General features: G+C 65.6%; 21 protein-coding genes. 15 read left to right on the top strand and 6 right to left on the bottom strand.

The genetic code is table 11. The annotated features are described in order from the left end of the window. Nucleotides 1-237: 237 nt before the first annotated feature. The 4 genes from HMPREF2924_RS02610 (at nucleotide 238) to HMPREF2924_RS02595 (ending at nucleotide 5,503) form a co-directional block, all read left to right on the top strand. Nucleotides 238-1,725 carry a leucyl aminopeptidase gene (locus HMPREF2924_RS02610; RefSeq protein WP_003092867.1) on the top strand — a complete coding sequence of 496 codons (1,488 nt, stop codon included), beginning with the start codon at nucleotides 238-240 and terminating at the stop codon, nucleotides 1,723-1,725. Then, nucleotides 1,722-2,150 carry a DNA polymerase III subunit chi gene (gene holC / locus HMPREF2924_RS02605; RefSeq protein ID WP_003129595.1) on the top strand — a complete coding sequence of 143 codons (429 nt, stop codon included), beginning with the start codon at nucleotides 1,722-1,724 and terminating at the stop codon, nucleotides 2,148-2,150. The genes HMPREF2924_RS02610 and holC overlap by 4 nt, the downstream gene beginning before the upstream one ends. Before the next feature lie 11 nt (nucleotides 2,151-2,161). Next, entirely contained in the window at nucleotides 2,162-2,530 is a 369-nt protein-coding gene (locus HMPREF2924_RS02600; RefSeq protein ID WP_003112023.1) for a hypothetical protein, read from the top strand. Between the two features lie 120 nt (nucleotides 2,531-2,650). After that, nucleotides 2,651-5,503, top strand: a complete 2,853-nt coding sequence (locus HMPREF2924_RS02595; RefSeq protein WP_003092872.1) for a valine--tRNA ligase — start codon at nucleotides 2,651-2,653, stop codon at nucleotides 5,501-5,503. A 46-nt stretch (nucleotides 5,504-5,549) separates the two neighbouring features. Here HMPREF2924_RS02595 and HMPREF2924_RS02590 read toward each other — a convergent pair whose 3' ends face one another. Genes HMPREF2924_RS02590 through HMPREF2924_RS02585 form a run of 3 tightly spaced genes read right to left on the bottom strand, consistent with a single transcriptional unit; the run spans nucleotide 5,550 to nucleotide 12,229 of the window. Then, nucleotides 5,550-5,900 carry a hypothetical protein gene (locus HMPREF2924_RS02590; RefSeq protein ID WP_003129589.1) on the bottom strand — a complete coding sequence of 117 codons (351 nt, stop codon included), beginning with the start codon at nucleotides 5,898-5,900 and terminating at the stop codon, nucleotides 5,550-5,552. A 34-nt stretch (nucleotides 5,901-5,934) separates the two neighbouring features. After that, complete coding sequence (locus HMPREF2924_RS35365; RefSeq protein ID WP_123794452.1) at nucleotides 5,935-6,234, bottom strand: hypothetical protein; 300 nt, start codon at nucleotides 6,232-6,234, stop codon at nucleotides 5,935-5,937. Between the two features lie 7 nt (nucleotides 6,235-6,241). After that, the gene (locus tag HMPREF2924_RS02585) at nucleotides 6,242-12,229 is read right to left on the bottom strand and encodes an RHS repeat-associated core domain-containing protein (protein ID WP_256567939.1); all 5,988 of its coding nucleotides are present in this window, start codon (nucleotides 12,227-12,229) and stop codon (nucleotides 6,242-6,244) included. Between the two features lie 1,035 nt (nucleotides 12,230-13,264). Between HMPREF2924_RS02585 and HMPREF2924_RS02580 the strand changes: the two genes are divergently transcribed. The 6 genes from HMPREF2924_RS02580 (at nucleotide 13,265) to HMPREF2924_RS02555 (ending at nucleotide 19,604) form a co-directional block, all read left to right on the top strand. Continuing rightward, on the top strand, nucleotides 13,265-14,242 hold the full coding sequence (locus tag HMPREF2924_RS02580) for an ABC transporter substrate-binding protein (RefSeq protein ID WP_003100588.1): 978 nt from the start codon (nucleotides 13,265-13,267) through the stop codon (nucleotides 14,240-14,242). A gap of 83 nt (nucleotides 14,243-14,325) precedes the next feature. Continuing rightward, on the top strand, nucleotides 14,326-15,216 hold the full coding sequence (locus HMPREF2924_RS02575; protein ID WP_003092881.1) for an ABC transporter permease: 891 nt from the start codon (nucleotides 14,326-14,328) through the stop codon (nucleotides 15,214-15,216). 2 nt (nucleotides 15,217-15,218) lie between these two features. Continuing rightward, nucleotides 15,219-16,013 (top strand): ABC transporter ATP-binding protein, encoded by a 795-nt coding sequence (locus HMPREF2924_RS02570; RefSeq protein ID WP_003092883.1) that lies wholly within the window; start codon nucleotides 15,219-15,221, stop codon nucleotides 16,011-16,013. 118 nt (nucleotides 16,014-16,131) lie between these two features. Beyond that, complete coding sequence (locus tag HMPREF2924_RS02565; RefSeq protein WP_003092885.1) at nucleotides 16,132-17,964, top strand: SLC13 family permease; 1,833 nt, start codon at nucleotides 16,132-16,134, stop codon at nucleotides 17,962-17,964. Between the two features lie 91 nt (nucleotides 17,965-18,055). Beyond that, the gene (gene rlmF, locus HMPREF2924_RS02560) at nucleotides 18,056-19,066 is read left to right on the top strand and encodes a 23S rRNA (adenine(1618)-N(6))-methyltransferase RlmF (protein ID WP_003092887.1); all 1,011 of its coding nucleotides are present in this window, start codon (nucleotides 18,056-18,058) and stop codon (nucleotides 19,064-19,066) included. Between the two features lie 187 nt (nucleotides 19,067-19,253). Continuing rightward, nucleotides 19,254-19,604, top strand: a complete 351-nt coding sequence (locus tag HMPREF2924_RS02555; protein WP_003092889.1) for a CesT family type III secretion system chaperone — start codon at nucleotides 19,254-19,256, stop codon at nucleotides 19,602-19,604. Nucleotides 19,605-19,895: 291 nt separating this feature from the next. Here HMPREF2924_RS02555 and HMPREF2924_RS02545 read toward each other — a convergent pair whose 3' ends face one another. Beyond that, nucleotides 19,896-20,381 carry a DUF2165 family protein gene (locus tag HMPREF2924_RS02545; protein WP_023094528.1) on the bottom strand — a complete coding sequence of 162 codons (486 nt, stop codon included), beginning with the start codon at nucleotides 20,379-20,381 and terminating at the stop codon, nucleotides 19,896-19,898. Nucleotides 20,382-20,582: 201 nt separating this feature from the next. On the opposite strand from HMPREF2924_RS02545, the gene HMPREF2924_RS02540 reads away from it, so the two are divergent. Then, the gene (locus tag HMPREF2924_RS02540; RefSeq protein ID WP_003092893.1) at nucleotides 20,583-20,885 is read left to right on the top strand and encodes an ArsR/SmtB family transcription factor; all 303 of its coding nucleotides are present in this window, start codon (nucleotides 20,583-20,585) and stop codon (nucleotides 20,883-20,885) included. 65 nt (nucleotides 20,886-20,950) lie between these two features. Further along, complete coding sequence (locus HMPREF2924_RS02535) at nucleotides 20,951-21,943, top strand: zinc-dependent alcohol dehydrogenase family protein (RefSeq protein ID WP_015502417.1); 993 nt, start codon at nucleotides 20,951-20,953, stop codon at nucleotides 21,941-21,943. Between the two features lie 156 nt (nucleotides 21,944-22,099). On the opposite strand, the gene HMPREF2924_RS02530 is transcribed toward HMPREF2924_RS02535, so the two are convergent. Then, nucleotides 22,100-22,711, bottom strand: coding sequence for a glutathione S-transferase (locus HMPREF2924_RS02530; protein WP_003118301.1), 612 nt, complete (start codon nucleotides 22,709-22,711; stop codon nucleotides 22,100-22,102). A gap of 123 nt (nucleotides 22,712-22,834) precedes the next feature. Between HMPREF2924_RS02530 and HMPREF2924_RS02525 the strand changes: the two genes are divergently transcribed. Next, entirely contained in the window at nucleotides 22,835-23,731 is an 897-nt protein-coding gene (locus HMPREF2924_RS02525; protein ID WP_003100573.1) for a LysR substrate-binding domain-containing protein, read from the top strand. Here HMPREF2924_RS02525 and HMPREF2924_RS02520 read toward each other — a convergent pair. Beyond that, the gene (locus HMPREF2924_RS02520) at nucleotides 23,721-24,263 is read right to left on the bottom strand and encodes a hydrolase (protein ID WP_003100571.1); all 543 of its coding nucleotides are present in this window, start codon (nucleotides 24,261-24,263) and stop codon (nucleotides 23,721-23,723) included. The two genes, HMPREF2924_RS02525 and HMPREF2924_RS02520, sit on opposite strands and share 11 nt — an antisense overlap. A gap of 103 nt (nucleotides 24,264-24,366) precedes the next feature. On the opposite strand from HMPREF2924_RS02520, the gene HMPREF2924_RS02515 reads away from it, so the two are divergent. Together HMPREF2924_RS02515 and HMPREF2924_RS02510 are read left to right on the top strand one after the other, a co-directional pair. Then, entirely contained in the window at nucleotides 24,367-24,837 is a 471-nt protein-coding gene (locus tag HMPREF2924_RS02515; RefSeq protein WP_003129584.1) for an SRPBCC family protein, read from the top strand. Nucleotides 24,838-24,910: 73 nt separating this feature from the next. Continuing rightward, nucleotides 24,911-26,266, top strand: a complete 1,356-nt coding sequence (locus tag HMPREF2924_RS02510; protein WP_003111143.1) for a TAXI family TRAP transporter solute-binding subunit — start codon at nucleotides 24,911-24,913, stop codon at nucleotides 26,264-26,266. Nucleotides 26,267-26,402: the final 136 nt, after the last annotated feature.

Here is a 26,402-nt window from a genome sequence, read left to right as displayed (position 1 = left end):
ACCATGTGCGGCAACGGCCGGGAAGCACCGCCAACCCGGCTCCGGCGCTGTAGAACCTCGGTTGCCATCCTCGGCATGGAACGACCCCCGCCGCAACGACTAAGCTGTCGCTGCCTGCGTCACCGCCCCGGCGGCGACCGTCAGTCCTCGGGACGAATCGTGCTCGGAACAATCGCTTACCGCTAACGGATGCCGCCCCTTGCGCCATCCCGACTGTCTGTATTGGGGACCTCTTCCATGGAATTCCTTGTTAAAAGCGTACGCCCGGAAACCCTGAAAACCGCCACCCTGGTGCTCGCCGTAGGCGAAGGCCGCAAGCTCGGCGCCAGCGCCAAGGCGGTCGACGACGCCACCGGCGGCGCCATCAGCGCAGTGCTCAAGCGTGGCGACCTGGCCGGCAAGGTCGGCCAGACCCTGCTCCTGCAGAGCCTGCCCAATCTCAAGGCCGAGCGCGTGCTGCTGGTCGGCGCCGGCAAGGAGCGCGAACTGGGCGACCGCCAGTACCGCAAGCTGGCCTCCGCCGTGCTGTCGACCCTCAAGGGCCTGGCCGGCGCCGATGCCGCGCTGGCCCTCGGCGATCTCGCGGTGAAAGGCCGCGATGCCCACGCGAAGGCGCGTCTGCTGGTGGAAACCCTGGCCGATGGCCTGTACGTGTTCGATCGCTACAAGAGCCAGAAAGCCGAGCCGCTGAAACTGAAGAAGCTGACCCTGCTCGCCGACAAGGCCGACAGCGCCGCCGTCGAGCAAGGCAGCAAGGAAGCCCAGGCCATCGCCAATGGCATGGCCCTGACCCGTGATCTCGGCAACCTGCCGCCGAACGTCTGCCATCCGACGTTCCTCGGCGAGCAGGCCAAGGGCCTGGCCAAGGAGTTCAAGGGCCTGAAGGTCGAGGTCCTCGACGAGAAGAAACTGCGCGAGCTGGGCATGGGCTCGTTCCTCGCCGTCGCCCAGGGCAGCGACCAGCCGCCGCGGCTGATCGTCCTGCAATACAACGGCGCGAAGAAGGACCAGGCCCCGCACGTGCTGGTCGGCAAGGGCATCACCTTCGACACCGGCGGCATCAGCCTCAAGCCGGGCCTGGGCATGGACGAGATGAAGTTCGACATGTGCGGCGCCGCCAGCGTCTTCGGCACCTTCCGCGCGGTGCTCGAACTGCAGTTGCCGATCAACCTGGTCGGCCTGCTCGCCTGCGCCGAGAACATGCCCAGCGGCGGAGCCACCCGTCCGGGCGACATCGTCACCACCATGAGCGGGCAGACCGTCGAGATCCTCAACACCGACGCCGAAGGGCGCCTGGTGCTGTGCGACGCACTGACCTACGCCGAGCGCTTCAAGCCGCAGTCGGTGATCGACATCGCCACCCTCACCGGCGCCTGCATCGTCGCCCTGGGCAGCAACACCTCGGGCCTTATGGGCAACAACGAAGCGCTGGTCAGGCAACTGCTCAAGGCCGGCGAGTTCGCCGACGACCGCGCCTGGCAATTGCCGCTGTTCGACGAATACCAGGAACAGCTGGACAGCCCGTTCGCCGACATCGCCAACATCGGCGGGCCGAAGGCCGGCACCATCACCGCCGGCTGCTTCCTCTCGCGCTTCGCCAAGAAATACCACTGGGCGCACCTGGACATCGCCGGCACCGCCTGGATCAGCGGCGGCAAGGACAAAGGCGCCACCGGCCGCCCGGTTCCGTTGTTGACCCAGTACCTGCTGGAACGGGCCAAGTGACCCGGGTCGATTTCTACGTGATCCCCAGCGCCGATCCGTCGGCGCGCCTGCAGGTCGCCTGCCGCCTGGCCGAGAAGGCCTGGCGGCAGGGCATGCGGGTCTACCTGCATTGCGCCGACGAGGCGCAGCGCAGCGAGTTGGACGGCCGCCTGTGGAGCTTCCGCGGCGAGGCCTTCATTCCTCACAGCCTGGCCGAGGAAGACGCCGAGGCGCCCGTCGCCCTGGGCCTGGGCGAGCCCCCGGGGAACCATCGCGACCTGCTGATCAACCTGACCCTCGAGGCCCCCGGCTTCGTCGCGAACTTTTCGCGGGTGGCCGAACTGGTGGTCGAGGAGCCGGCGATCCGCCAGGCGGCACGGGATAAATTCCGCTTCTACCGGGAGCAGGGCTATCCTCTACAGGACCATCGCCTGCCGCGTATCTGAAGTGCACGACCATGGACAGCCACAAACCGACACAACCCCCGGAGCAGTTGCTCGATGATCTGGAGTCGATCCACGACCTGCTCTACGAACGGAACGAGCCGCCCTTGCTGACCGAATCCTTCGAGCCGGACAACATTCCCCTGCTCTCCGACGTCGTCTCCCCCGGTACCGCCCCGCGCGCGCCAGAGCCGCAGGCCGCGGCAGCCACCACGGCAGGGCTGGCGCCCGCCGAACAGGAGCGCCTGGACGACGAGTTGCGAGCGTCCGCCGAACTGATCCTGCAGGAAGTCATCGACGACTTCGCCCCGCAGATCGAAGCCGAACTGCGCCGCCGCCTGCAAGCCCGCCTGGGTCGCCTGCTCGGCCAACGCAACGGCTGATCCGGACGCGGCGGGCGCCCGCCGCGGCCCGCGGCCTTACCCCTGGGCCGCCATCCCCGCTATACTCCCGGACTTTCTTCGCATTTTCCCCAGCCATATTCAGCTTTGGTCCCCTTTCGCATGGACAAGACTTACCAGCCGCACGCCATCGAGACTTCCTGGTACGAGACCTGGGAGTCCAACGACTACTTCGCTCCGAGCGGCGAAGGCCAGCCCTACACCATCATGATCCCGCCGCCGAACGTGACCGGCAGCCTGCACATGGGCCATGGCTTCAACAACGCGATCATGGACGCGCTGATCCGCTACCGCCGCATGCAGGGCCGCAACACCCTGTGGCAGCCGGGCACCGATCACGCCGGCATCGCCACCCAGATGGTGGTCGAGCGCCAGCTCGGCGCCCAGGGCGTGAGCCGCCACGACCTCGGCCGGGAGAAGTTCCTGGAGAAGGTCTGGGAATGGAAGGAACAGTCCGGCGGCAACATCACCCGGCAGATTCGTCGCCTGGGCTCCTCGGTGGACTGGTCGCGCGAGCGCTTCACCATGGACGACGGCCTCTCCGAAGCGGTCAAGGAAGCCTTCGTGCGCCTGCATGAAGACGGCCTGATCTACCGCGGCAAACGCCTGGTGAACTGGGACACCAAGCTGCACACCGCGATTTCCGACCTGGAAGTGGAAAACCACGACGAGAAGGGCCACCTCTGGCACCTGCGCTACCCGCTGGTGAACGGCGCGAAGACCAGCGAAGGCCTGGATTACCTGGTGGTCGCCACCACCCGTCCGGAAACCCTGCTGGGCGACGCCGCGGTCGCGGTGCACCCGGAAGACGAGCGCTACGCCAAGCTGATCGGCCAGTTCGCCGAACTGCCGATCGTCGGCCGGCACATCCCGATCATCGCCGACGAGTACGTCGACCGCGAATTCGGCACCGGCTGCGTGAAGATCACCCCGGCCCACGACTTCAACGACTACGAAGTGGGCAAGCGCCACGACCTGCCGCTGATCAACATCTTCGACAAGAACGCCGCGGTGCTGGCCCAGGCCCAGGTGTTCCACCTCGACGGCAGCGTCAACCCGAACCTCGACCCCAGCCTGCCGCAGAGCTACGCCGGCATGGACCGCTTCGCCGCGCGTAAGGCCATCGTCGCTGAGTTCGAGGCCATGGGCCTGCTCGAGAAGGTCGACGATCACGCGCTGAAAGTACCGAAGGGCGACCGCTCCGGCACCGTCATCGAGCCCTGGCTGACCGACCAGTGGTACGTCAGCACCAAGCCGCTGGCCGAAGACGCCATCGCCGCCGTGGAAGACGGCCGTATCCAGTTCGTGCCCAAGCAGTACGAGAACATGTACTTCTCCTGGATGCGCGACATCCAGGACTGGTGCATCAGCCGCCAGCTCTGGTGGGGCCACCGCATCCCGGCCTGGTACGACGAGGCCGGCAACGTCTACGTCGGCCGCGACGAGGTCGAGGTGCGCACCAAGCACAAGCTCGGCAACGAGGTCGAGTTGCGCCAGGACGAAGACGTTCTCGACACCTGGTTCAGCTCCGGCCTGTGGACCTTCTCCACCCTCGGCTGGCCGCAGCAGACCGAGTTCCTCAAGACCTTCCACCCCACCGACGTGCTGGTCACCGGCTTCGACATCATCTTCTTCTGGGTCGCGCGGATGATCATGCTCACCATGCACCTGGTGAAGAACCCCGACGGCACCCCGCAGATCCCGTTCAAGACCGTCTATGTCCACGGCCTGGTGCGCGACGGCCAGGGCCAGAAGATGTCCAAGTCCAAGGGCAACGTGCTCGACCCGCTGGACATCGTCGACGGCATCGACCTCGATACCCTGCTGCAAAAGCGCACCAGCGGCATGATGCAGCCGAAGCTGGCGGAGAAGATCGCCAAGCAGACCCGCGCCGAATTCCCCGAAGGCATCGCCAGCTACGGCACCGACGCCCTGCGCTTCACCTTCTGCTCGCTGGCCTCCACCGGCCGCGACATCAAGTTCGACATGGGCCGCGTCGAAGGCTTCCGCAACTTCTGCAACAAGATCTGGAACGCCGCCAACTTCGTCATCGAGAACACCGATGGCCAGGACACCGGGGTCAACGGCGAGCCGGTCGAGCTGTCCTCGGTCGACCGCTGGATCATCTCCCAGTTGCAGCGCACCGAGCAGGAAGTCACCCGCCAGCTCGACGCCTTCCGCTTCGACCTGGCCGCCCAGGCCCTCTATGAGTTCATCTGGGACGAGTACTGCGCCTGGTACCTGGAGCTGGTCAAGCCGGTGCTGTGGGACGAGAACGCCCCTATCGAGCGCCAGCGCGGCACTCGTCGCACCCTGATCCGCGTGCTGGAGACGGCCCTGCGCCTGGCGCACCCGTTCATGCCGTTCATCACCGAGGAAATCTGGCAGCGCATCAAGGGCCAGGCCGGCAAGGAAGGCCCGACCCTGATGCTGCAACCCTGGCCGGTGGCCGACGAAGGCAGGATCGACGCCGCCGCCGAAGGCGACATCGAATGGGTCAAGGCGCTGATGCTCGGCGTGCGGCAGATCCGCGGCGAGATGAACATCTCCATGGCCAAGCGCATCGACATCATCCTCAGGAACGCCTCGCCCAGCGACCACCGCCGCCTGGCCGACAACGAGCCGCTGCTGATGAAACTGGCCAAGCTGGAAAGCATCCGCGTGCTGGAAGCCGGCGAGGAAGCGCCGATGTCCGCCACCGCCCTGGTCGGCGACATGGAAGTATTGGTGCCGATGGCCGGCCTGATCGACAAGAGCGCCGAACTGGGGCGCCTGGACAAGGAGATCCAGCGCCTGGAAGGCGAGGTCAAGCGCGTCGGCGGCAAGCTGTCCAACGAAGGCTTCGTCGCCAAGGCCCCGGCCGACGTGATCGAGAAGGAACGCGCCAAGCTCGCCGAGGCCGAACAGGCCCTGGCCAAGCTGGCCGAGCAACGGCAGAAGATCGCCGCGCTCTAAGCACTCTCGCCAAGGTACGGGGCTGCGGCCTCGTACCTTTCTCCCCTCAGGCGCCGCTGTCTATCTGCGCCGAAGTGATCTGGCATACCGCGTTCACCGTGGCGCTGGCCGAATAGGCGATCTCCGGCAGTTTGTTCTGTGTGGCCTGGGCGCTCAGCATCAGCGACAGCATGGCCTTGCCGGCATCGGTATTCATCGGCGGCAGGCGCATCAGGCCAAAGCCGCAATCCGCCGCTCCCGGCTTGCTGACGATGAAGCCCCAGCCTCCACCCGGAGAATTCGCGTCTACCATGAAGCCCACGCGCATGATGGTGACGTTGTTGACTTTCTTGTCGATGGCGTGGGCTGAAGCTGATACGAGCACCAGCAACAGAAATATAGCTACCTTCTGCCTCATATAACCTCCCCAGAAATTCTCACCCGAGAGACAGTCAAAATATTTCTTTAACCACCCCCTTTCCTACAACACGGTCCAACTCCCTAACCTCAAAAACATCCCCAATCCTTATTTCGCTACCGAAGAACTCCCAACTAGCAAACTTTATTTTCGCCATAACAGTCATCCCAGGATAGAGAACCTTATCATCAGGGTAGGTGTGAACCCCGCTAACAAGACACTCCACCTGATGAAATTTATGATGAGGAGAATACCCACTCACAACCCCTTTAACCTTAGGCATAGGAACTTCAACAGACAGTTCGATCAACGCCAAAACATCGTATCGCTTCATAAAGCACCTAAAACTCATGATGAATTGATCTTACACTTCTATTGAGCAACTCCATACCCCCCTCTTTAACGGTTACTACCCCGCTCTTGAAAATAAATGAATCAATCTGCCCATGAGTTACCTCAAACCCTTTAAGAGCAGACTTATCCACAACAGCCTTAACCACTGCCGAATAGTCAAAGTTAGTATTCGCATAAGTTAAAACCTCATTTAGGTTCATACCAAACTGCTTCATCTCGTTCCCCTCATATCTAAGAAAGAACTTTCCAGAGTCCATTATGCTATAAAACTCCTCAGGCCCAACCGCTCTATATAAATATACACTCTCAACCTCTACAACCTTCGTCACCCTACCTGCAAGATTAAAGCTCTTGACTGCAGAAAAACCTGAGGAAAATATCAAACTTCCTATATCAAACAGCCCCGCACCGGCTCGCTGATCCAGACTTTTATATGCAAGAAGGTCATCATACCCAACCCCAGAAATTTTCCGAGACAGGGTATTATTTGCATAGTGCTGAAAACCACCAACCAAAGGGTTCAACCATGATGTCGCTTGGGCAGCTGACATGAATCCCTTGAAAGTTCCCAAGCCAAAATCAAAGCCACTTTCAGGAAGATTTAGCTTCCAAGCATTACCCAGCAACAACCAACTATCATCTATAATTGGCGAGTACCAATATCCTCCCGTTGAAATGTCCTCCAACGCATACCCCGTCGGGTCTACACTGGCGAATGGATTGTTCCAACCATAAGAATACCGGTTGTAGGCCTGCGCATTGGCCGTATCCTGATAGACGATATCGGCGCTGAGGAACCGCCCGATCACCGGGTCATAGACCCGCCCGTTCATATGGACGAGCCCGGACTCCTCCAGGTGCTCGTGGCCGGTGAAGCCACGCCGGGTGGAGGTGGCGGTGGGTTGGTTGCCGTTGTCCTTCCAGTCAGCGCCACGGTGTTCGCCGAACGCGGCGAAAGACTGGCGTTCGCTGACGGCACCGTTGGCGTCGAGCAGGATTTCCACCGAGCCGAGCGCATCGCGCAGCAGGTAGAGCTTTTTGACGGCGCCCCCTTCCTTGCGCAGGATCAGGTAGTCGCCGACGTAGGCGTCCTGCCAACTGCGCCCGCCGTCGTTGACCTCCTCGAAACGCCCCTCGTCCAGGTAGACGGAGGTTCGGCCCTCCACCGTCTGCAGGTAGCGCTTGCGCTCGGGATCGTAGGAGAAGCGGCTGAGGCTGGAACCTGCGGAAATTTCCACGGGTTTATCGAACGATGCGTACTTGACTTGTCGCCCCGGCCCGCTGAGCTGGTTGCCGCGAGCGTCATAGCAATACGTCCCGGCGCTGGTGCCGCGCACGGCGTGCGGTCCGGGCTGGGCCACCCCGCCGCGACCAGCACAGAGCTGCTGCTCGGCGCTCGAATAGCTTCCGTAGCGATAGGCGCCGACACCGCTCTTGCCGGTCAGGTTGCCCAGGGCGTCGTAGGTAAAGTCCTGGACCACCTGTGTGCCATCCAGGGTCCGCGCGCTGCGCAACAGTCGATTGAGGTCATCGTAGCTCAGCACTTCGCTGTAGCCGCGGGCGTCGCTGCGCTCCAGCAGGTTGCCGAGGCCATCGTAGCGGTAGCTCAGGCTCTGCAGGACACTGCCGCCCTTGCTCGCCTGGATGCGCGTCAACCAGCCGGTGGCGGGCTGGTAGTCGCGCTGGCTTAGCACACCGTTGCCGTAGCTTTCGCGAACGATCTGGTCGCGGGCGTCGCGAGCCTGGATCTGCCGCAGCGTCGTCCCGGCGCCGTCCTGCTCCCCAGCGGCGAAGCCGTATCCATTATAGAGATGGCGAAGCACCTGGCCGTTGGCCAGGGTGGTGCTCGCCAGGCGGCTGAAGCCGTCGTAGCCATACGACTCCTGGTAGCTGCGGGTGACACCATCGACTTCGATATCCCAGCCTCTCGCCTTCAACCGCGCGAGATCGTCGTAGAGCAGCGCCTGGCGATAGCCCGGCCCGGCCACGCCGACCAGCTTGCCCAGGCTTTTCGTTCCCGTGTCGTACTGCCAGCGCGAAATGCTGGCCTGGCCGCCCAGGCGGTCGGTCTGCTCGAGCACCCGGCCGAGCAGGTCGTACTTGCGCTCGGTGCGACTGCCGTCGCTGGCGGTACGCACCAGGGCCTGGCCCAGGGCATCGTACTGCACGCTTTCCTGGCCGCTGTTCGGGTCGAAAAGGCCGGTGCGACGGCCCGCCGCGTCGTAGCTCATGCGGATCTCGCTGCGGCTGTCGCCAGCGACCTGGGTCCAGGCCAGGTTGCCGTCGGCGTCGTAGCGGTAGCGAACGGACACCTCGCCGGCACTGCCCAGGGCATTGGTACTGAGCACCAGCTTGCCACGCGCATCGTATTCGCGGCGCTCGGTCAGGCTCCTTCCGTCGTAGCCGAGGCTATATTGCTTCCAACTGCCACCAGCAGCGCGCGCGCCGTAGCTGTAGCTCAGTTGCGCCCCACTGGGCAACTGCCGGGCCAACGGCCGGTCCTGGGCGTCCCAGGTGGTCTGCAGGACGGTCGCCGCCTCGATGTAAGGCTCGGTAGTCGAACGCTGCCGGCCCAGCGCGTCGTAACTGTTGTCGACATTGATCCAACGACCGTCGAAGGCCTGGCGACGGTCGCGCAGGACCCGACCGAAGCCATCCAGGTACTGCCAGCGTTCCGCCGCGCCCTGCTGGCTGCCCCTGACGGTACGCGTGCGCACGGCTACCTTGGCGCCGCTGGCACAGATCGCCCGGCTGCCGCAAACCAGATAGTCGGTGGCGAGCAGGCTACCGTCGGCGAAGCGGCGCAGGGTTTCCCGGCCGAAAGCGTCGTAGAGATAACTCTCGGCCAGGCCGTTGGCGTCGACCTTGCTGGTCGGTTGGCCGCGGGCCGCCTCGTAGGCGAAGCGCTCGACATGGCCGAGGGCATTGGACCGAGTGCCCGGCCAGGGCCCCTGATAGGCGCCGAACTGTTCGCTGCGCGCCGCCAGTCCGGCGCCGCTGGTGGTAATCCGGACGATCCGGCCGTTGCCATCGTAGCTGTATTGACGGGTGATCTCCGCACCGGGCGAGCCACTGAAAGATGTTTCGCTGGCCGGCGCTAGAGTCCCCGGCTGCGCGCTGCGCAATTGCACCCGCGACTTGCTGTCGCTGTCGCCACTGGTACTTTCGGTTTCGCGGGTGACGAAACCAACCAGCCAGGAGGCGCCGTCGTTGCTGTACTGGCGCTCCACCACCCGGCTGTGCAAGGTTCCGCCGGTCAGGCTGGCGGCAATTTCCTCGGTCACCTGGGTGGGATTGCCGTAACTCTCGTCCATCACCACCTTGCGCCGCGTGGCGCTGACCGGCGCGCCCTGGTCGAAGCGTTCCTCGTTGAACTGGGCCGGGTAGACGAAGAAAGACTTGCCGGCGATGGTCGCGGCGGACCTCCACTGGTTCTGCTGACGCGCCAGGAGTTTTCCGGCGAGGCTGGTTTCCTCTTTGTCCAGGCGCCCAACGAAGGGGAAGTCCTGGCGCAACATCCTCACCTGGGTGCGCCCGCGTGCCAGGTCGCGAACCTCCATCTGGCGGAAACCGAGGAAGCCGCGGCCGAGCAGGTCCAGCCGCGCCCCCTGATAGAGATACTGGTAGTCGCGCGTGCCGCCGATACCGTCGGCGACCCGCAGGCGGCTGACCACCGGTCTGGGAATATTCAGCGAAACCTGGGGGAAGGCGCTGACCTGCGGCGTATGCACGGCGGGATCGTTGAGCCGGGCGTATTCGATGCCGAGGCTGTTGCCGCTGCCGGCGTCGATCCGACTGAGCAGTTCCGGCGAGCGTCGGTTGTGCAGGAACGCCCGCCAACGGATGCTGCGCCTGAGCGGCTCGACGACCAGGCTGCCGCCGACCAGCACATCCTGGAAACCGTCGCCGTTGACGTCCGCGACGAACATCTCGTAGGGGTCTACCAGCAGGCCTTCCGGGCTGAAGCCGCAGTTGGCGGCGGTCTGGTAGTACAGCCAACTCGCCGACTCGCGCCCGGCGGCATCCGGCGCGGTGTCCATGATCCGCTTCCAGACCGCCAGGGCATCCTGGCAACTCTTGTCCAGTTGCGTCGTCGAGGTTGCCAAACGGCGGCTCAGCGGAACCCCGGAGTCCAGTTCCTCGAAGCCGTTGCCGGTAAAGCGGAGCAGACCGAAAGTGCCGGAAGCGCGGGGATAGAGGATTTCCTCGCGGCCGTCTCCATCGTAGTCGACGGCCTTGGCCGCGTAGTCCTGGAGCGAGGCGCGAAACCTGTACTCTGGCAGCAACTGGGCAGCCGACAACGAAGTCCCCAGGCGCTGGAACAAACCCGCCGACAGGGGGCCGCCGGTATTCAGCAACAGATCGACCTTGCCGGAGGCGTTGGGTACCAGGTAGTCCATCTGCCCATCGCCATTGACATCGGCAGTCAGCGCCCGCGCCAGCTCGATGCCAAGGTCGACCATCGCCGCCGGCGCCATGCCGCTGCCACTGCGCCAGATACCTGCAGACAGCTTGCCGGCCTTGCCGCTGGCCAGACGCACGCCGCCGCCGGGATCACTGCCCCAGTAGGAGAACCAGCCATAGTCGATGGTCTTGAAGCCGCTGAGCAGGGCACTACGAGCGAAGGAGGGGATGGCTCCGGAACGATTGAGGTAAGCCACCCAACTGCCATTGATGGGCAGGAACAGGTCAAGCGAGCCGTTCTGGTCCAGATCAGCCACCAGCGGCGCGTAGGTGGCGAAGCCGGTGGAACCGCCGGCCAGGGAATAGACGATGCCGTTGGGGCCGGCCGGCGGGGCGGTCCAGGTATCGCCCAGGGCAACCACGCCATTGGCCGTATACAGCATCCACTGCATGTCGGCGTTCGCGGAATTCGGGTCCTTCCTCATGCGCAGGAAGAGGATCTCGTCCTTGCCGTCGCCGTTGAAATCCATCCGCGTCAGGGAAAACAACGGCGTATTATCGGCGTCGTACAATAGCCGCTCGACCAGGCTGCCGCCGTCGTAGGTCACCGCCTTCAGCTTGCCCATGGTGGCGTTGACCAGGGCGTGGCGGCCGTCGCCATTCAGATCGGCGGTGACGAAGCTGGCCTGGCTGATCAGCACATAGTCGAACTTGTCCAAGCCAGCGGACTCAGCCGTCCCGGTATAACCATAGACGCCCGCCAGGTAGTCGAAGGCAACCGGACTCAGACACTCCTTGCCGGCGCTCCCCCAGGCGCACCGTTGCACCTGCTTCAAACGCACCTTGCTGGCGTCGCCCTGGGTGCGCTCGTAGGCAAGTTCGGTGCGAAACAACTGCTGCGCGGCAGGTCCCCGCACGGCGATCGCGGTCAGTACATGGGTGGAACTGGTATAGCCACCGGCGAAATAGCGCGGCACGCTGCGCAAGGCGCCTGCGTACTCGAAGGAAACCCGGTTACCGGCATAGAGTATTTCGCTGGGGACCAGACTGTTGGCGGCCAGGTAGCGGTATTCGATGGCATTACCGAAGCGGTCCGTCGCCGAACTGATGCCCCATTGATAGGGAACCGCCGCTCCTTGCGCCTTAATCGCAGCCGCGCCGCCATAGGTCAGAATCCGACCGTCCCGAGTGCGTACTTCGAAACCGAGCGAGGCGGCGCTGCCGGTGGCCTGGACTCGGGAGAAGCTGTCGATCTCGGTACGATAGACGCTGCCCGGCTTGAAGTACTCGCCGGACAGCAACTGCAGGCGCATGCCATCCAGGCATAGGCGATCCGACTCCAACAGGCCGACCTGGCGGTTCTGCCCATCCTGGGCGATGCTCGCCGGACAACGCTCGATCGACGACAGCCCAGCCAGGCTCCAACCTTCGCCCAGCACGCCGCCCCCACCGCCCTGGACCAGTGCCAGCTCGGGTTGCAGCCCAGCAATGCCTGGCGGCAGCTCGAGGGGATAACGGTAGTCCAACCCACCGTCGCCTCTCACACCTGCCTGGGGAGCCAGCAGGTTCAACGCGGTGAAGGCTTCCGCTGCCTTGCCCAGTACCACGCCGGGAAGCGGAGTGGGTACGCTCAGGTAGCGAGCCACCAGTTGTCCACCGGCATCGATGAACAACGTGCTCTGCCCCTGGGTCGGATGGCTGACTCGAATGCTGGTACCGCCGTTGCCCAGCCAATCGCCAAGGGCGAAACGAGCGCCGGCGTCGTAGCCGATCTCGGTGCCCAGCCCGGTACCGCTGGCTACCTGCAGTACGCCCTGCGCGGAAGGGTTGCCGCTGACGATCAGCAGCGAGTCGCTGGAATCGTTCGGCTGCAGGACCAGGTCGAGGATGCCATCGCGATTCAGGTCGCCGATGAAGCTCTGGTAGGGCGCCGCCGTCCAGGCCACGGCGTTCAGATCCGCCGCCGGTGGATCGTAGAGGGCGCTGTAGCTGGCACCATTGCGCAGCAGGACGACATTCTTCAACGGTGGCAGGAGCGGAATCGGCGTAGCCACTTCGCCCCCCACCACGACCACCGAAGTGACCGCCTTCAGGTAGAGGTCCGGCTGACCGTCGCCGTTGTAGTCGCCGCTATAGACACGGAAGTTTGCCGAACGCCAGCCAGCGGCGGTCGCGTCCCCGACCATGAGACAGATCGCCACGGCGACGATCCACGCACTCCAACGTCCCACCATGCATCCCCCAGAGCCCACCCCCATGGCAGGCACGCAGACCGGGCGCAAAGCACCGCTCCCAGGCAGGCGGTGCGGTACGCGTCCTTGCAACTCGGGAGACGTTTACCACAAGGCCATCAATTGGCCACATATCTTTGGTTGGGCTCGAAACCGATGACCTTCTGATCGGAGGCCACGCGGGGCCTCATCGAATTTTCGCAAAGGGCAGGCACTCCCCCTTGCCCGCCCCCCAGCGGTAATCCCACCGCAAGAAAAAACATCAAACCTGCTGACGACTTGCGCGAAAAATGCGATGTTTCGGCCACGCTGTACCCGCACCGCCCAATCAGAACAATTCGCTACAGCGCGCCAATACAATCAGGAGATCGCCGCATGATGCAGGCCTATAAGAATAAATGGTTGCCCCTCAGTGCCCTGGCCCTTGGCATGGCCCTGTCCTTCGGCGCCAACGCCGACGAGCAGAAGTCGGTGGCCGTGACCGCCATCGTCGAGCACCCGGCGCTGGACGCCGCTCGCGACGGGGTCAAGGAGGCCCTCCAGGAGGCCGGCTACGAAGACGGCAAGAACCTCAAGTGGCAGTACCAGAGCGCCCAGGGCAACACCGGCACCGCCGCGCAGATCGCCCGCAAGTTCATCGGCGACAAGCCCGACGTGATCGTCGGCATCGCCACTCCGTCGGCCCAGGCGCTGGTGGCCGCGACCAAGAGCATCCCGATCGTCTTCAGCACCGTCACCGACCCGGTCGGCGCGCACCTGACGCCGAGCTGGGAAGCCTCCGGCACCAACGTCACCGGGGTTTCCGACATGCTCGCGCTGGACAAGCAGATCGAGCTGATCAAGAAAGTGGTGCCGGGCGCCAAGCGCATCGGCATGGTCTACAACCCGGGCGAAGCCAACTCCGTGGTGGTGGTCAAGGAGCTGAAGGAGCTGCTGCCGAAGATGGGCCTGAGCCTGGTCGAAGCCTCGGCCCCGCGTTCGGTGGACGTCAGCTCGGCGGCGCGCAGCCTGGTCGGCAAGGTCGACGCGATCTACACCAACACCGACAACAACGTGGTGTCCGCCTACGAGGCGCTGGTCAAGGTCGGCAACGACGCGAAGATCCCGCTGATCGCCTCCGACACCGACAGCGTCAAGCGCGGCGCCATCGCCGCCCTCGGCATCAACTACAAGGAGATGGGCAAGCAGACCGGCCGCATGGTGGTGCGCATCCTCAAGGGCGAGAAGCCGGGCGAGATCAAGCCGGAGACCAGCGACAACCTGCAGCTGTTCGTCAATCCCGGGGCCGCGCAGAAGCAAGGCGTGACCCTGTCCGACGAACTGCTCAAGTCGGCCGCGGAAGTCATCAAGTAAAAAAAGCGGCCGCCGGCCGCGGGCGTCCCGCCCGTGGCCGGACGGCACGATAATCCTGCCTTCACGCACTCGGTTACGAAGTCATGTCTCTGTTTTCCCTGTTCGGTGCCCTGGAGATCGGCCTGATCTTCAGCCTCGTGGCACTCGGCGTATTCATCTCCTTCCGCCTGCTGCGCTTCCCCGACCTCACGGTGGACGGCAGCTTCCCGCTCGGCGGCGCGGTCTGCGCGACCCTCATCGCCCTCGGCTGGGACCCGTACAGCGCGACCCTGGCGGCCACCGCAGCCGGCGCACTGGCCGGGCTGGCCACCGGCCTGCTCAACGTCAAGCTGAAGATCATGGACCTGCTCGCCAGCATCCTGATGATGATCGCGCTCTACTCGATCAACCTGCGCATCATGGGCAAGCCCAACGTACCGCTGATCGCCGAGCCGACATTGTTCACCCTGCTGCAGCCGGAATGGCTCAGCGACTACGTGTTCCGCCCGCTGCTGCTGGTGTTCATCGTGATCGCCGCGAAGCTGCTGCTGGACTGGTTCTTCACCACCCAGAAAGGCCTGGCGATCCGCGCCACCGGCTCCAACCCGCGGATGGCCCGTGCCCAGGGGGTCAACACCGGCGGCATGATCCTGCTCGGCATGGCCATCTCCAACGCGCTGGTGGCGTTGGCCGGCGCGCTGTTCGCGCAGACCCAGGGCGGCGCCGATATCTCCATGGGTATCGGCACCATCGTCATCGGCCTGGCCGCGGTGATCGTCGGCGAGAGCATCCTGCCCTCGCGCCGGCTGATCCTGGCGACCCTCGCGGTGATCCTCGGCGCCATCGTCTACCGCTTCTTCATCGCCCTAGCGCTGAACAGCGATTTCATCGGCTTGCAGGCCCAGGACCTGAACCTGGTCACCGCGGTGCTGGTCACCGTCGCCCTGGTGATTCCGATGATGAAGAAACGCCTGCTCGGCAAGAAGGGAGCCTGACCATGCTCAGCGCGAAGAACCTGAAGATCACCTTCAACCCCGGCACCCCCATCGAGACCCGCGCCCTGCGCGGCCTGTCGCTGGACATCCCGGCCGGCCAGTTCGTCACCGTGATCGGCTCCAACGGCGCCGGCAAGTCGACCTTCCTCAACGCGGTATCCGGCGACCTGCCGATCGACAGCGGGCAGATCCTGATCGACGACGAAGACGTCACCCGCAAGCCGGTCTGGGCCCGCGCCAACCGCGTCGCGCGAGTGTTCCAGGACCCCATGGCGGGTACCTGCGAGGACCTCACCATCGAGGAGAACATGGCCCTGGCGCAGCGTCGCGGTGCCGGTCGCGGTCTCGGCAGGGCGGTGCAGGCATCGATGCGCGACGGTTTCCGGGAAAGCCTGGCGACCCTCGGCCTCGGCCTGGAGAACCGCCTCGGCGACCGCATCGGCCTGCTCTCCGGCGGCCAGCGCCAGGCCGTCAGCCTGCTGATGGCGGCGCTGCAGCCGTCGCGCATCCTGTTGCTCGACGAACACACCGCGGCGCTCGACCCGCGCACCGCCGACTTCGTCCTGCATCTCACCGCACGGATCGTCGCCGAGAAGAAACTCACCACCATGATGGTCACCCACAGCATGCGCCAGGCGCTGGACGTGGGCGAGCGCACGGTGATGCTGCACCAGGGCCAGGTGGTGCTGGACGTCTCCGGCGAGCAACGCAAGGGCCTCGACGTACCGGACCTGCTGGCAATGTTCGAGAAGGTGCGCGGCGAGAAGCTCGCCGACGACGCCCTCCTCCTCGGCTGACAGAGCCACGGCGCCTCTCCGCTGCGAAGCGGGGAGGCGCCGTCGACCTGCAGCAGATCAAGGCGCGATCCGCGTCCGTCTGCCACACTCGCAGGCATCCTCCCGCTCAGATGCCCGCATGAACCTCGAACTGCTCTGGGTGGTCGGCCTGCTCGCCACCACCGTCGCCCTCTTCATCCACAACCGCCTGCGCCTGGACGTGATCGCCCTGCTGGTGATCATGGCCTTCAGCGTCAGCGGAACCCTTACCCTCAACGAAGCCCTGGCCGGCTTCAGCGATCCCAGCGTGATACTGATCGCCGCGCTGTTCGTGATCGGCGAAGGCCTGGTGCGTACCGGGGTGGCCTACCAGGTCGGCGACTGGCTGATCGCCCGCGCCGGCAGCAGCGAAGCGCGCCTGCTGGTACTGCTGATGCTGGCGGTGGCCGGGCTGGGCTCGGTGATGAGTTCCACCGGGGTGGTGGCGATCTTCATCCCGGTGGTCCTGAGCATCGCCGCCAAGCTGAAGATCCCTCCGGGCCGGCTGATGATGCCGCTGGCCTTCGCCGGACTGATCAGCGGCATGATGACCCTGGTCGCCACACCGCCGAACATGGTGGTCAATAGCGAGCTGGCGCGCGAGGGTCATGCCGGCTTCGGCTTCTTCGCCTTCACCCCGATAGGCCTGATGGTGCTCGCCATCGGCGTGGCCTACATGCTGCTCACGCGCAACTGGCTGAACGCCGCCAGCCCGGCGGAAGTCGGCGCGCCGAAGGCACGGCGGACCCTGCGCGACCTGATCCGCGACTATCGCCTGGCCGGCCGCGAGCGGCGCCTGCAGGTCCAGCTCGGCTCGCCGTTGATCGGCAGCACCCTGGAAGAACTGCAACTGCGCACCCGCCTGGGCGCCAACGTGGTCGGCCTGGAGCGGGTGCGCAAGTTCCACAGCGAGGTGGTCAAGGTCGGCGGCAGCACCGAGCTGAAGGCGGGCGACGTGTTGCTGCTGGACGTCTTCGCCCCTCCGGAGGACATGGACCGGCGCTGCGCCGAGCTGAACCTGGTGCGCCTGCCGTTCCGCGCCAGCTACTTCATCGACCAGTCGCGGGAGGTCGGCATGGCCGAGGTGACTCTGCCGCCGGACTCCACCCTGCTCGGCAAGAGCGTCCTGGAGCTGGGCTTCCGTTCGCAGTACGGGCTCAACGTGGTCGGCCTGCGTCGCGACCACGAAGCGCTCACCGACGGCATGCTGGAAGAGAAGCTGCGCCTGGGCGATACCCTGCTGGTGATCGGCGCCTGGAAGGCGATCCGCCAGTTGCAGGGACGCAACCGCGATTTCCTGGTGCTCAGCCTGCCGGCGGAGATCGACGAGGTGGCGCCGGCCCTGAGCAAGGCGCCGCACGCCCTGCTCAGCCTGGCCGTGATGGTGGCGCTGATGGTCAGCGGGGTGGTGCCCAACGTGGTCGCGGCACTGGTCGGCTGCCTGTTGATGGGCCTGTTCCGTTGCATCGACATGGACGGCGCCTACCGCGCCATCCATTGGCAAAGCCTGGTCCTGATCGTCGGCATGCTGCCCTTCGCCCTGGCCCTGCAGAAGACCGGCGGTATCGACCTGGTGGTCTCGCTGCTGGTCGACGCCCTCGGCGACGCCGGCCCGCGCGTGCTGCTGGCCAGCCTGTTCCTGCTCACCGCGGCCATCGGCCTGTTCATCTCCAACACCGCTACCGCGGTGCTGATGGCGCCGATCGCCATCGCCACCGCCAACCAGATCGGCGCCTCGCCCTACCCCTTCGCCATGGTGGTGGCGGTGGCGGCCTCGGCAGCCTTCATGACGCCGATTTCCTCGCCGGTGAACACCCTGGTGCTGGGCCCTGGCCAATACCGCTTCGGCGACTTCGTCCGGATCGGCGTGCCATTTACCCTGCTGGTGATGTTCGTCTGCGTGCTGGTGATTCCGTGGCTGTTTCCATTGTGACCGGGCCAGGAGCGCGCCGCTCGGCAGAAACACTGGCCAGCCTCCGGCGGATGTGAATAATGCCCGCCTCGCCGTCACGGAAACCGAGAACATGCCCCGCCCGACCAGCCCGCATCCCGACGCCGAGCGCAAGAGCGCCAGCCCGCTGCACCCGCGCAATCGCCACCTGGGACGCTACGACTTTCCGCGCCTGATCGCCGGCAGCCCGGAACTGGAGCGCTTCGTCATCCTCAATCCGTACGGCAGGCAGAGCATCGACTTCGCTGATCCGGCGGCGGTGAAAGCCTTCAACCGCGCGCTGCTGCAACAGTTCTACGACGTACGCGAGTGGGATATACCCGATGGTTACCTGTGCCCGCCCATTCCCGGTCGCGCCGACTACCTGCACTACCTGGCCGACCTGCTCGGCGCCAGCCACGATGGCCTGATTCCACGCGGTCCCGGCCTGCGTGCGCTGGACGTCGGAACCGGAGCCAACTGCATCTACCCGCTGCTCGGCCACCACGAATACGGCTGGCGCTTCGTCGGCGCCGACATCGACCCGCAATCGCTGGCCTCGGCCGCTGCGATCCTCGCCGCCAACCCACGCTTCGCCGCTGCCATCGAGTTGCGCCGGCAGCCTGATCGCAGGCAGATATTCCAGGGCCTGATCGGCGTCGATGAGCGCTTCGACATGACCCTCTGCAACCCGCCCTTCCACGCCTCGCTGGACGAAGCCACGCGCGGCAGCCGGCGCAAGTGGAAGAACCTCGGCAAGCTCGACCCGACCCGTACCCTGCCGCTACTGAACTTTGGCGGCCAGGGCGCCGAGCTGTACTGCGAGGGCGGCGAAGCGGCCTTCCTGGCCGGCATGGCCGAGGAAAGCCGGGCGTTCGCCACGCAGGTGTTCTGGTTCACCACCCTGGTATCCAAGGCGAGCAACCTGCCGAACCTCCAGGAGCGCCTGAAGACGTTGGGCGCCAGCGATATCCGCGTGGTGGACATGGCCCAGGGACAGAAGCAGAGCCGCTTCGTCGCCTGGACCTACCTCGACAAGAAGCAGCGCCGGGCCTGGCGCAAGGAGCGCTGGACAGCAGCCCTCCTGGAACCACTGGGCGAATAGCCAGCACGCCTCGCCACCCGGCTCCGCTGCCGAGCCCAAAAACGGACACTCCATCGCCTATCAGGATCGGCCACCGTTTTTCCACTGGAATCGGCAGCGGCAAAACCTAAAAAAAGAGAACCACGATTAACAGTCTCTCCGTGCTGGCACTGCTCTAATGGCTGCCTCCAGTGACTCGGAACACGCCATGAATCCACTCTACCGCGCCACCATCCACCAGCTTTTTCTCGCTCTCGATCTCCCGACGCCCAATGACGAGGAGAGCGTACTCAGCCTGCAGGTGGGCCCGCATCTCTGCCATCTGGCAGAACATCCGACCGATCACCTGTTGATGTTCACCCGCCTGGAAGGACAAGGAGACGCTACGGCCAGCGAGCAGAACCTGTTCAGCCAGGACCCTTGCAAGCCGATCCTGGGCCGCGACCCCGAAAGCGGCGAACGGCTGCTCTGGAACCGCCAGCCCTTGCAGTTGCTGGACAGGGCCCAGATCCACCATCAACTCGAACAACTGGTCGCCGCCGCCGAAGAGCTGCGCTGAGCCCAGTCGGGCGAAAGGAGCCGATGCCGCAGGTTCTGCTTTCCTCGAAGAACCTCGGGGCTGAACTCCAGTGACCATGCCGAGCCAGCCGGAGCACCTGCCCTCGAGGCAGCCGGCTGCCACTGCCTGGGGGCAGTTCCAGCTGCGTCAGCCCATGCAGCGCGTGCGAACAGAGGGGAGCCGAGGGAGCGGGTGGCAGGAGCGAGATGCGACTTCGCGCCATCGACGGGCGTCCGGCTCGCTCCACCGTCGCCGTCCTCGCGCCCTGCTCCCTCGTACCGGCAGTCCCCGTCAGCTCCAGCGGACGTTGAGCACGAAGAAGTTCGCCAGCACCCAGACCACCAGCAGCAGGTGGGTCAGTTGCAATCCATCCTGGCGGATCCAGTAGCCGAACCAGAGCCCGCCCAGCAGCATGCCGAAGAGGAAGCCGAGGGCCGCGCTCAGGGCCAGGTTGAGCCAGGGCCGGGCCGTCTCCAGGCCGGCGCCGAACAGCAGTTCGTAACAGCCGGTCCAGGCCGTGACGACGGCAGCGACCTGCAGCGCGACGATGATCGACAAGGCCAGGCGGTGCATGAGCGGCGAGCGCACCGCCCGCGCCAGCAAGGGCATGTCGATCGCGGGCGGCTGGGCCAGGGGAGCCATCGACATGGTCACGCCGATCGCCCCCACCGAGCTGGCGAAGGCCTGCAGGTTGTTGATCAGGGCGAGGCTCAGCCACAGGGCGAAGCCGAGGCAGCAGGTGAGCTGGAAGATCATCAATGAAGTCTGGGTGTCCATTCCGGGTCCTTTGCAGAGTACGGGCGGTCGTCGCTCGGCGCCCTTCCGGCGCCAACGAGCGCAGGGCCTGCGCTGATCGGGAGGAACGGCGGGAACGCCGGATGGCACTCTAGGACCTGAACCCAACTTGAGGTCAACAGCGACGGCAGGTCTCCGTCGTCCCGGATTGACAAATCGGAAATTCCCGATATCCTCGCCGCCATGGACCTGCTCGAAACATTCAAAGCCCTGTCGAACCGGACACGCCTGGAAATCCTGAAAGGCCTGAAGGACCCGGCGAAGAACTTTCCTCCGCAGGACGAGGGCGACGTCGACACCGTGGGCGTCTGCGTCAGCAGTATCCAGGAGGGCGTCGGCCTGTCGCAGTCGACCGTGTCCGATTACCTGGCGATTCTGCAACGGGCGGGCCTGGTCGAAGTCAGGCGGATCGGTCAATGGACCTACTACAAGCGCAACGAAGCGAATATCCGTGCCCTCGTCGAGCTGATCGGCGCGGAACTGTAGTTCTTTCTACGCCACAATATATCGAAAATTCCCGATATCCCTTTTTAACGAAACGAGGATATGCAATGAAAGCGTTGATACTCAAGGCGTTTGGCGGTCCGGAATCCTTCGAGCTGCGCGAGGTGCCCAAACCGGTGCCGCAGGCGGGACAGGTATTGGTGCGGGTCCATGCGACCTCGATCAATCCGCTGGACTACCAGGTCCGTCGCGGCGACTACCCCGACCTGGTAGCGCTTCCGGCCATCACCGGGCATGACGTGTCCGGCGTCGTCGAAGCGGTAGGGCCGGGAGTGACCGCCGTCGCACCGGGAGACGAGGTCTGGTACACCCCGCAGATCTTCGAAGGCCAGGGCAGCTATGCCGAGTACCACCTGGCAGCGGAAAGCATCATCGGCAGGAAGCCCGCCGCGCTGAGCCACCTGGAGGCGGCGAGCCTCAGCCTGGTCGGCGGCACGGCCTGGGAAGCGCTGGTCACACGCGCGGCGCTGAGGGTCGGCGAAAGCATCCTGGTGCATGGCGGCGCCGGCGGCGTCGGGCATGTCGCGATCCAGTTGGCGAAGGCCATGGGAGCCCGGGTCTTCACCACAGTGCGCGAGGTCAACTTCGAGTTCACCCGCCAGATGGGCGCCGATGTGCTCATCGACTACCAGAAGCAGGACTACGTCGAGGCCATCCTGCGGGAAACCGGAGGCCACGGCGTCGACGTGGTGTTCGACAGCATCGGCGGCGACACCCTGTCGCGCAGCCCCGAGGTACTCGCGCAGCTCGGCCGCGTGGTCAGCATCGTCGACCTCGCCCAGCCGCAGAACCTCCTCCAGGCCTGGGGCCGGAACGCGAGCTATCACTTCGTCTTCACCCGGCAGAACCGCGGCAAGCTCGACGAGTTGAGCGCCCTGGTCGAGCGCGGCCGGTTGCGCCCGCATGTCGGCGCCGTCTATTCGCTTGCCGACATCCCCCTCGCCCACGCCCGCCTGGAGAGTCGCGACAATGGCATCCGGGGAAAAATCGCGATCGCGGTCGAGCCGTCGGTCGATCCCGCACAGGCGTTCGCCCGCTGACGCCACGGCGCGGAACGGGCCCCGATCGCGGCCCGCCCCGGCATGTGCCCGGTACCGACCCGCAGCACCCAGGTCGGGGCGGCCAGCCGACGAACCGAGGCCGGGCGCAGGCGGAATCGAGCCGTTCGAGGGGCGCCAGCCTGGCCCCTCGCGGGCTCAGACCGGCGGCGTCTCGAGGAACACCGGCAACCCTTCCGCATAATCCGAATAGCTTGCCAGTTCCGGGTATTCGCTGGCGGCGACCCGCTCCGCGACCACCAGTTGGCTGAAGCGCCAGGCCACTGCAACAGTCACCCCGACCAGCTCGATGCCGCCGTCGCGTGCCAGCGGCTCCTGGCGCAGCGCTGCCTCCAGCCAGTCGTAGGCCGCCAGCAACTGCCCCTCCACCCGCTCCAGCCAGGGGCCATGGCGGCGTTCCTCGGGACGCAGGTTCAGTTCGTAGTAGATCTGCACGGATTTCTCGCAGGCCACCAGCGCCGCGCCGATCAGACTCAGCGCCCGTGCACGGGCCTGCGGCCGTTGCGGCAGCAGACTGCGTTCGCGGCCGGCCAGGCACTCCAGGTAATCGAGGATCAGGCTGGAGTCCATCAGCACGGTGCCATCGTCCAGCACCAGCGTGGGCGCCTTGACCATCGGGTTGAACAGGCTGAACGCCTCGAAATTGCGGAACACCGACAGCGGCCGGTGCTCGTAGGGCAGGTCCAGCAGGCGCAGGGCGATGGCGACCCGGCGCACAAAAGGCGAATCCAGCATACCGATCAGTTGCATCGCGGCATCCTTTGTCGATGATTAAGCGCCGCTAAGAGGGCGACGCCTGGGAAAATCACTCTAGTCGTTGCACAACGCGAAAAATATCGAGATAAATTCAGCGAACCCTTTAGAAAAACTTACATGAGCGACCTCCCTCCCCTCACCGCGCTGCGCAGCTTCGAAGCGGTCGCCCGGCTCGGCAGCATCAGCCAGGCCGCCAGCGAGCTGCACGTCACCCACTCGGCGATCAGCCAGCAGATCAAGCTGCTGGAAAACCTCCTCGGCCTGGCCCTGTTCGTCCGCGAGGGGCGCGGCCTGCGCCTGAGCGAGAACGGCCGGTTCTACGCCCTGCAGGTACGCGCCTCTCTGGGCGAGATCGCCGACGCCACGCGGGTGGTGCGGGCGCGTCCGCGGGAGGGCGAGCTGGTGGTCACGGTGATGCCGTCCTTCGGCCTGAACTGGCTGCTGCCGCGCCTGCCGCGCTTTCGCGAGCGCCATCCGCACTGTCGCGTGCGGCTGGTGGCCAGTCTCGACGTGCAGAACCTGCGCCAGGGCCTGGCCGACCTCGGCGTACGCATCGGCAAGGGCGACTGGGAAGGGGTCGGTCGGGAACGCCTGTTCGACGACGAGTTGCTGATGGTCGCCGCGCCCGACTTCAACGGCGGCCGCCTGCCGCGCACGCCGAGCGAGATCGTCGCCTGCCCTACCCTGCGCTCCACCGAATCCTGGGCGCTCTGGTGCCAGCGTGCCGGCGTGGCGGAACCGCAGCACGGACTGCTGATCAACGACTCGAACCTGCTGCTGGAAGCCGTGCGCCTGGGCCAGGGCATCGCCCTGGAGCGTCGCAGCCTGGTCGCCGGCGCCCTCGCCGAGGGCCGCCTGGTGCAACTGGGCGACATCCGCGTGCCCTACCCCTATCCCTACTGGCTGGTCTGGCCGCAGCGCGAGCCGCCGAGCGACCGCCACCAGGCCTTCGCCGACTGGCTGCGCGAGGAGGCCCGGCGCTACCAGGCCGAGCAACCGCCGCTCAGCGAATGAAGTTGCGGCTGATCTCGCGGAAGCGGTCGCTGCCGGCGCGTTCCATCCATTCGAAGGCGACCATCTCCCGCGACACGATCATCGCCCCGGCCTGGCGCATCCGCTCCACGGCCAGCGCCTTGTCGCTCGGCCGCCGCGAGCCGATCGCCTCCTCCACGACGAACACTTCGCGACCACGGCCAAGCAGGTCGAGCACGGTCTGCAGCACGCAGACATGCGCCTCGCTGCCGCAAACCACGAACTGCCGGCGGTCGCCGCCGGGCGCGCGCAGCAGGGCGCCGTCGGCGGCGGCCGAGAAGTCCAGCTTCTCGAGGATCTGCGTGGGCTCCAGCTCATCGCGCAGGGCCGCCACCGTCGGCCCCAGGCCCTTGCTGTACTGCTCGCTGGCCAGCACCGGCACGTCCAGTGCGCGGGCCACGCGCAACAACCACTGGCTGTACTCGACCAGCGCCGGGCCGTCGTCGATGGCCGGCAGCAGGCGTTCCTGGATATCGACCACCAGCAGGGTCGAGGTTGCGGCGCGGATCAGCATGGCGTCCTCCTTCGGTTCGACGTCTCGGTTCGTCTGGCTTAGGCTTGCACGGCACGGGCGCCATGGACAGCGCGTCCTCCCACAACCCTAGCAGGAGCCTGCGATGAATATCAGCCTGCATTTCGAATCGCGCCTGCAGGCCAGCCCCGAACAGCTCTGGCGGTGGATCACCTCGGTGGACGGGATACTCCGCGAGATACGCCCGTTGCTGAGCATGAGCGTACCGCCCGGTATCCACAGCCTCGAAGACCTGGAGGTGGTGCCCCGGCGCCCGCTGTTCCGCAGCCACATGCGCCTGTTCGGCTTGCTGCCGCTGGGCACTTCGCAACTGACCCTGCTGGAGCTGACGCCCGGCCGCGGCTTCATCGAACAGTCGCCGATGACCGGCATGCGCCTCTGGCGCCACGAGCGACGCATCCTGCCGGCACCGGGCGAGGCCGGGGAATGCCTGCTGGTCGACCAGTTGACCGTGCGCCCGCTATTCGCCGCCGGGCTGGTACGCTGGTTCCTCACCCGCATCTTCCGCCATCGCCATCGGGTGCTCTGCCGGCAGTTCCGCGCGGACCGCCGGTGACCCTCGGCTACGCTGAGGAGTACGCCCGCCCGCATCCGCCATACCCTTCTGGAGAGCAGCACAAGGACCGCTCATGAATCGCATCAAGCACCTGCTCAAGGACCTCGCCATCCTGATCCGCGCCAACCTCTGGCTGATCCCGGTGATCGCCGCCCTGGTCGCCGCGGTGTTCTATTTCGTCGCCCCGCCGCCGCCGATGAGCGCGACCATGGCCACCGGCGCCGAGGGCGGCGGCTACGCCGTGTTCGCCGGCAAGCTCCGGGAAAAGCTCAAGGAGCAGGGCTTCGAACTGAAGCTGGTGCCCAGCGCCGGCTCGCGCGACAACCTGGAGCGCCTGCTCGGCACCGGCGAGGTCGACATCGCCCTGGTCCAGAGCGGCCAGGAGCGCCAGCTCGAAGCCGGGCAGGCGCGCCAGTTGCAGACCCTCGGCGCGGTCTACCAGGAGCCGCTCTGGCTGTTCCACCGCAGCAACGTGCACATCGACCAGCTCAGCGACCTGCTGCACCTGCGCCTGGCCATCGGCAGCGACGGCAGCGGCACCCGCGCCGCCACCGAGGCGATCCTGCAGGCCAACGACATCGCCCCGGGACACTATCCGATCACCTGGGAAGCCCGCGGCGGCAACGCGGTGGTCGACGACCTGCTGGCCGGCAAGCTGGACGCGGCGTTCATCGTCGGGCCGGCGGAGAACCCGGCGATCCAGAAATTGGCCGACAACGACCAGCTTCGCCTGGTCAACTTCCGCCGCAGCGCCGCCTACGAGGCGCGCCTGCCGTTCCTCAAGCGGGTCGAGGTCGGCGAAGGCCTGCTCAACCTGCCGCGCAACGTGCCGGAACGAAACATCAGCACCCTGTCGCCGGTGGCCACCCTGGTGATCAACGAGCGCTTCCACCCGGCGTTGATCCCGCTGGTACTGGAAGCCGCGCGCGAGGTGATGAAGGACGGCAGCCTGCTCGACAAGCCCGGCGCCTTCCCCAGCGCCGAGCCGCGCACCCTGCGCCTGCACGAGGACGCCGAGCGCTACTACAAGAGCGGCCTGCCGCTGCTGCAGCGCTACCTGCCGTTCCGCATCGCCTCCCTGGCGGACCGCTACATCATCCTGCTGATCCCGTTCATCGCCATCCTCATCCCGCTGATGAAGTCCATCGGCCCGCTGTATCGCTGGCGCATCCGCGCGCGCATCTACCGCTGGTACCGCTACATCCGCGACATCGACCGCAAGCTCGACAGCGGCACCGACGCCGAGCAACTGAGAAGCGAGATCGAGCGGCTGGAGAAACTGGAGAGCGAGCTGAACACCGTGGAGGTGCCGCTCTCCTACTACCACGAGCTGTACGAGCTGCACCTGCACCTGAACTTCGTGATCAAGCGCCTGCACGGTCTGCAGGAACGCCAGGCGACGCAGGCAGAAGCCGGCAACCTCGGGTAAACTGGCCGATCCGCGGGCGCGCCAGCGGCGTGTCCCGCAGCATCGCGGAAACCTGCGCGGCGCCGCCGATTACCTGAAAGGTCGAACCTGACATGCCGATCCATCACGCCATCGTCCACCTGATCGAGAAGAAGCC

Origin of the sequence: Pseudomonas sp. HMSC063H08 (assembly GCF_001813645.1) — a bacterium.
GTDB classification, from domain to species: domain Bacteria; phylum Pseudomonadota; class Gammaproteobacteria; order Pseudomonadales; family Pseudomonadaceae; genus Pseudomonas; species Pseudomonas aeruginosa.
The sequence above is the reverse complement of the archived record's forward strand: the minus strand, read 5'-3'. Positions and strand labels throughout refer to the sequence as shown.